Below are 6,875 nucleotides of genomic sequence, written 5' to 3' on the forward strand. Positions count from 1 at the left end.
ATTATCAAGCATAGGAATCACCTCGACTCTAGTATAGCAAAAAAAGCCATCAAGTTGATGACTTTTTCAGTGGGTTCTGAAATATCTAAGGGCTTTTCTTATGAAGAATATCATTAAAAAGATGAGATAGAAATGTGTCACTGTTTACAAGAAGTATACAAAAATATATGAAAGTGTGACTTATTATATGCTGTTTTAGAAATAGACCCCATCTGCATATAGAATAAGTCAAGTTAGACTATTCTGCAATATAACGCTTACATGTTATATTTGTGACAGAAATGAGATTGCACATCAACCTGTAAGCTGAATTTTGAGTCTTATACGAGACTAAAAAGGTTTACAAACTGCTTTATTTTGGCTATAGGTAGGATAAACTTGCAGACTTTATAGGAGGAAATAATGAAAAAAGAAACAAGTAAGTTTACGAAAAAAGTCATCCTTGGTCAGCTTCTTATCTGTACCAGTTTTTTGGTATGGGCAGGACAGACCGTTGCAGCAGAGGAAGTGTCTTCGGGAGAATCAGTAGCAATCAACAATGATGTTCCCCCTACTATTGAAGCAAAACCACTTGTGGAAGCTACTTCATCAACTGAAATAGAACCTTCAACTCCAGAAGAAAAACAGGAGGAACCAAAGGTAGTTGAGAAAAATGTGATAGAAGGAAAAGAGCCGACTACCAACAGTCAGCACTTGATGGCTTCAGAATTGACGACCATTCCTTCGGTTGCCATAAAAAATCCAGAGAAAGCAACGGATGGTGTGGCTTACGGTAGTTCAGATGATGCCAGCAACAATACAAAAATTATTGCAGGTGAAGAAACGGGAGGTGCTGATAATGGCTATTCTCAGTGGGATCATGTCTATGTTCAGTATGACTTTGAAAAGGAAGTTCCTGTCAATACTGTAAATATTTACCGTAATACCTATGAAAATGCAATCTCTACATTTAAAGATGTTAAGGTCGAGTTGTCCACCAGCGCAGACTTTTCTCCTGAAACTACGAGGGTCATCTTCGAACAGGCAGATGTAGAAGAGACAGTAACAAACAAGTGGAAACCACAAGTTATTCAACTCCTGTCACCGTTTGATGCACGTTATATGCGTATTTGGGGACGGGGGCATTATATCCAAAATACAAACAGTTCCTGGAAGGGATATAGTAATGGCGTTCTCTTCAACGAGATAGAAGTCTTGGCGCAGGTTGAAGCAGACGAAAGTGCAAGCGAAAATCCACAGACCGAGCTGGTCAATCTTGCCGAATTGAAGAAGCCATATTTTTATGGAAAAGCTCCCACCAATCCAAAAGCCATTAATGATGGCAAATTTGATGAGAATTATACTACTCAGGAATCAAAAGGCATGGGAGCCTATCTCCAGTATGAATTTAAAAATGTCTACACTATCGAGGAAATCAAGGTTCAATTAGCTCCAGGGACCTATTCTCATTTTCGTGTAGATTTAGATGATGATTACAATGCAGGGAACACCTATAAAACAGTTTATCAAGCAAGCAATCTTTCTGTGAATGAAGGGGAGATTTTGACGATTGCGGTTCCGAAAGGCTCTAAAGCAAGATACGTTCGATTTACAGGGGAATCTGCTGACGGAGAAGCACTCCGTTATTCAGAAATCCAAATTATGGGACATGGAAAATCATATGATGAAGCCGCACCTGAATACCTTCCGCCAAAATCTGATTACGATACCTTAGTCTGGTCTGATGAATTTGACGGAGATAAGATTGACGAAAGCAAGTGGCAGATTATTGATGGCATGTGGAACCACGCAGCTATCTACAATCGGAAAGCTGTTTCTATTAAAAAAGAAGGAGACAAGAGCTATTTATCTATTCGCACTACCAATCATAATACGACAGATGAGCTGATAAAAGCAGTTGGTTTGGACCGCTATAATGATACGAAATTGCCAGAAAAAGTAACCTGGTCATCTGGTCGTCTAGAATCTAAGGATAAATATTCTTTCCAATTTGGTCGGATGGCTGTTCGCGCCAAGGTAAATGACTCTAAGGGAATCTGGCCGGCTATTTGGATGTTGGCACAGGATGAGACTGGTCACGATGAGATTGATGTTTTGGAATATCTAGGGCAAAATCCATAGGAGGCATGGACAACCAATCATTTTGGCATTCTAGCTAAAAATAAGGAATCTCACGGTGTACCGATTAAGAATTATGAGGCCTGGAGTCAGGAATTCCACGTCTATGAAGTAGAGTGGACTCCAGATGTTATCAAATGGTATATTGATGGAAAATTTGTTTTCCAAACCATGCGTGGTAAGGATAGGGATGGTATGCACACCCGCCCTATGTTCCCAATACTGGAAACCCAAGTTGGTGATGACTGGGCTGGTGACGTTGACTATAGCAAAAATATGACTAAGCAAGATAGTGAATACCTGATTGACTGGGTACGTGTTTACCAAAAAGCAGGACAAGACAAGGTTTACTTTGATAATCTAGACGATGCAACTGCTAGTGACTATACAATTAAACCAAGTGAGAAACGTGGTCAATTAGTATCAGTTTCACACGGTCAGGCTGCGCATGAAAATAAAAATAACTTTTATTATGGAGGGCAACCACGTTACGAAACAAGTCGTCTATATGCAGATGGTCAAGGTGAGAATGCACTCATTTATAAGGTGAATAATCCAAAAGCACTCCATCTTACAACCTATTATAAAACTTTGGAAGATTATGCAGTATACAATGATACGGCATGGGCCAAGGAAGGAAAATCTATTCGTAAACACTTGGTTGGAGCAGCTGAAGGGGCAATTGATTTTACCGTCTATCCATCTGTTGATGGGAAAACTTGGAATAAGGAAACAACAAGCGTAGTTGATAACTTTATAGAGGTGACACCAGCCTATGCACGTACGACATTTGATATTAGAGACATCCGAAGAGGAACCAAGTATATCAAGATTGTCTTTCCAGAATTATCAGGTATATCCTATAAATTGGAAAGCGGAGCTGAAAAAGCAGCGGTTGCTAGTGATGTTCAACTGGCAAAAGTTACCTTTGTAGCTGCAGACCCGAGTGCAGAGCCAGAAAAACCGATTGTTGACGAACGTAAATTAAGTTTATCCAAAGTTTTCTCTCTAGATGCTGGCCGTAAATATTTCTCAGTTGACCAATTAAAAGAGATTGTTGATTTGGCCTCTTATTATGGTTATACAGATTTGCACCTATTGGTGGGTAATGATGGCATGCGATTCCTATTGGATGATATGGAATTGACGGTTGGTGATAAGACCTATACCAGCGATGCGGTGAAGCAGGCCCTTATTAATGGAAATAATCATTATTACAATGATCCAAACGGAAATCATCTTACCCAGGCAGAGATGGACGAACTGATTGCTTATGCTAAGGCAAGTAATGTTCGTTTGATTCCAGCCGTAAATAGCCCGGGACACATGGATGCTATTTTAGAAGCCATGGAAGAGCTTGGTATCCCATCTCCTAAATTTACTTACAACGGTAAAACTTCTGCGCGAACAGTTGACTTAAATAACAAAGAAGCGATTGCTTTTACCAAAGCATTAATTGATAAATATGCTGGATATTTTTCAGATAAGGCCAAAATTTTCAATATCGGTCTGGACGAATATGCAAATGATGCTACAAATGCGTCGGGCTGGCGTATCCTTCAATCTCAGGGAGACTATGGTAAATTTATTCAATATGCCAATGATTTAGCAGCTATCGTCAAGAAGCATGGTTTAGAGCCAATGGCTTTCAATGACGGTATCTATTATAACCACGATACTAGTTCAGGTACTTTTGACAAGGACATTATTGCTTCTTTCTGGACTGGTGGCTGGGGAGGATATGACGTTGCCTCATCTAAGTTTCTTGCTGACAAAGGCCATAAGATTTTAAATACCAATGATGCTTGGTACTATGTTATTGGACGTGAAGCAGAAGGTTGGGGATGGTATAATCTTGATCAGGGTCTGCGTGGAATTGAATCAACACCACTGGAAGTTGTTCACAAAAATGAAAACTCAGAGATACCGGTAATTGGTAGTATGGTTGCTGTTTGGGCAGATGATCCAAGCAAAGAATACAGTTATGATTCTGTTCATCGCCTCATGTACGAGTTTGTAATGGCGAATCCAACTTACTTTTTAGCTGATTATGTTGATTTGCACGAAGAAATTAGTAAGCTTCCTGCTGATTTGAGTGATTATAGTCCAGATAGCGTAGCAAACTTAAAAGAGGTTTTAGACAAGATTGACTGGAAACTCAGTAAAAATAACCAGGCATTTGTAGATGGTTATTTAGCAGAGGTAAAAGCTGCGCGTGAAGCGTTAGTTCCTCTGCCACCACTAGTGACAGCAAAAGGAGACAGCGTCAAAGCGGAGCCCTTACCAGTAGGGCAGCTACCTTTGATTACCGCTAAGGGAAAAAGTGTCCAAGCAGAACCACGTCCCGCCTTTAAGGGATACCTGACACCAAACTATGGTCCCTCTGTCACACCTTTATCCCTTGTATCAAAACCAAGCAGTGAGCAGTCAAATTCCAAGTAAGCAGCTTCTCAGAAGAAAGAATTACCAAATACAGGCGCAGTAGATGGTCTTAGATTCACTCCTCTTGGACTTATCGGCCTAGCAGCTGCTAGGCGTCGGAGGAAAGAGGAGTAATATAGCCATTTGAGCGAATGTTCAGGGCTTTCTAATTGTAATGATATAGTCATTTAGTTTTTCTTTCACTCGCTTTGCCGTACCCAAGTATAGCATGTAGCTCATTGCCTTGTACAAAAAGTAAACTAGAAGGCTATGAATAACAGGATAATTTTTTAGCAACTACTAAAAATCCCCCGTAATAAATCTTATTACGGGAGATTTTCGTTTATGAGTATAAAGGGAAGTTATTGATATTTATTTGAAAAATTATCTTTAAAATAAGTATATTGTTTGTGAACACAAATTTTTATAATTTACTAAAGAAAAATGGTGGAGTAAACTGTTTCAAGTGCTCGAAGCAAGCTTGTGCCCCCTCGACATCTTCACAAATGATGAGACAGACATCGTCACCGCAGACGGTTGCTACAATTTGAGGAATCTCCATGGCATCCAAAATAGAACCGAATGAGTTAGCCAATCCAGGTAGGGTCTTGAGAACCACTTGATGTTGGATAGGTTTTAGCATGACCAAAGCATCTTCCATATAGAGTCGCAGTCGTTTTTCCCAGCGAGTAGGAGCAATGGGGTTGATGACATAGTGAGAACAATCATCTTCGTTGACTTTGACAAGATTGAGCATCTTGATGTCACGGGAGAGGGTAGATTGGGTGACGGAGACTCCGTTGACCTCTAGTAATTCTTGCAATTCCTGCTGGGTATGTATTTTCTTCTCCATGATTAGAGATAGGATCAGCTGATGGCGGCTTTCAATCTTGTTCATAGGGCCCTCCTTGAGATGTAAGGAAAATAAAATCTGAACTCAGAATAAATTGGTGATAACAGCCTATTGAATAAACATTGCATCCCCAAAACTAAAGAAGCGGTAACGTTCTTCAACAGCATGTTTATAGGCATCTAAGGTAAATTCTCTACCTGCAAAGGCAGAAACTAGCATAACCAAAGTAGATTTTGGCAGGTGGAAATTGGTTGAGAAGGCATCAACGATTCGGAAGTTGTAGCCAGGTTTGATGAAGATATTTGTCCAACCAGAGGCAGCTTCCAAACGGCCATCAAATTTATTACCGATGGTTTCGAGAGTGCGGATGGATGTAGTGCCGACTGCGACAATACGACCACCGCTACCTTTGACCTGATTGAGGGTTTGAGCAGCTTCTGCTGATAGGTTATAGAATTCCGAGTGCATTTCATGCTCATCAACGTTATCAACAGAGACTGGTCGGAAGGTCCCAAGCCCAACGTGAAGAGTCAAATAGACTAGCTTCACTCCTTTAGCTTCGATTTTTTCGAGTAACTCTTGGGTGAAATGTAGTCCAGCAGTTGGGGCTGCGGCAGAACCGTTTTCCTTGGCATAAACTGTTTGATAGCGTTCACGGTCTTCTAATTTTTCATGAATGTAAGGTGGAAGTGGCATTTCGCCTAGACTTTCCAAGACTTCAAGGAAGATACCTTCATAGGAGAATTCAACAATTCTTCCACCGTGTTCTAATTCTTCTACGATAGTAGCAGTTAATCGTCCGTCACCAAAAGCGACTGTGGTACCGACCTTCAGACGTTTTGCTGGTTTGGCAAGAACTTCCCACTGATCACCTTGGGTATTTTTCAAAAGCAAAAGCTCAACATGTCCCATAGTTTCAGGCTTGTAGCCATAGAGACGGGCAGGCAGAACACGTGTATTGTTCATGACCAGAGCATCACCGGGATTCAGCTGGTCGATGATATGGTCAAAGTGACTGTCAACCATGCTCCGTTTTTCGCGGTCGAGGATCAATAGTTTAGAGCTGTCGCGCTTTTCAAGGGGAACTTGAGCGATAAGCTCTTCGGGTAAATCAAAATTAAAATCTGCAGTATTCATATTCACTCCTTAGACTAAAATAAAATATAGGTAAAATAAATCAATAGGGCAAATGGCAAAGCCACCAATAGACTACCAATCAGGTAGAAAATAAACTTTAGGACCTTTGACTTAGGAATAAAATAGCCAGTAAGGCAGAACAGAATACCAATAAAAAATAAGTAAAAAAGCACATCTGTCATAAATGTATTATATCATAGTTAGACACTTAAGTCTTGATGGATGGGAAGAGAATTAAAATTATTCGGGTTGATGTAATACTCTATAAGGAATCATTCCCGTAGTTGGTTATGCCCTACCCATCATAGCTTTTCAAACTTTCAAAAAGAAAAATCGCCACGGTAAG

Annotated in this window: 2 protein-coding genes and 1 pseudogene; 1 reads left to right on the plus strand and 2 read right to left on the minus strand. The window is 40.3% G+C overall.

Annotation, left to right across the window (positions count from 1 at the left end):
* Positions 1–402: 402 nt before the first annotated feature.
* Positions 403–4,674: pseudogene (locus tag P7J36_RS11245) on the plus strand (family 16 glycosylhydrolase).
* Between the two features lie 289 nt (positions 4,675–4,963).
* Here P7J36_RS11245 and P7J36_RS11250 read toward each other — a convergent pair.
* Positions 4,964–5,437, minus strand: coding sequence for an arginine repressor (locus P7J36_RS11250; RefSeq protein ID WP_024378250.1), 474 nt, complete (start codon positions 5,435–5,437; stop codon positions 4,964–4,966).
* A 63-nt stretch (positions 5,438–5,500) separates the two neighbouring features.
* On the minus strand, positions 5,501–6,529 hold the full coding sequence (gene queA, locus P7J36_RS11255; protein ID WP_408552157.1) for a tRNA preQ1(34) S-adenosylmethionine ribosyltransferase-isomerase QueA: 1,029 nt from the start codon (positions 6,527–6,529) through the stop codon (positions 5,501–5,503).
* Positions 6,530–6,875: the final 346 nt, after the last annotated feature.

The organism is Streptococcus suis (assembly GCF_046032115.1).
In the GTDB taxonomy this organism is placed as follows: Bacteria; Bacillota; Bacilli; order Lactobacillales; family Streptococcaceae; genus Streptococcus; species Streptococcus suis_AJ.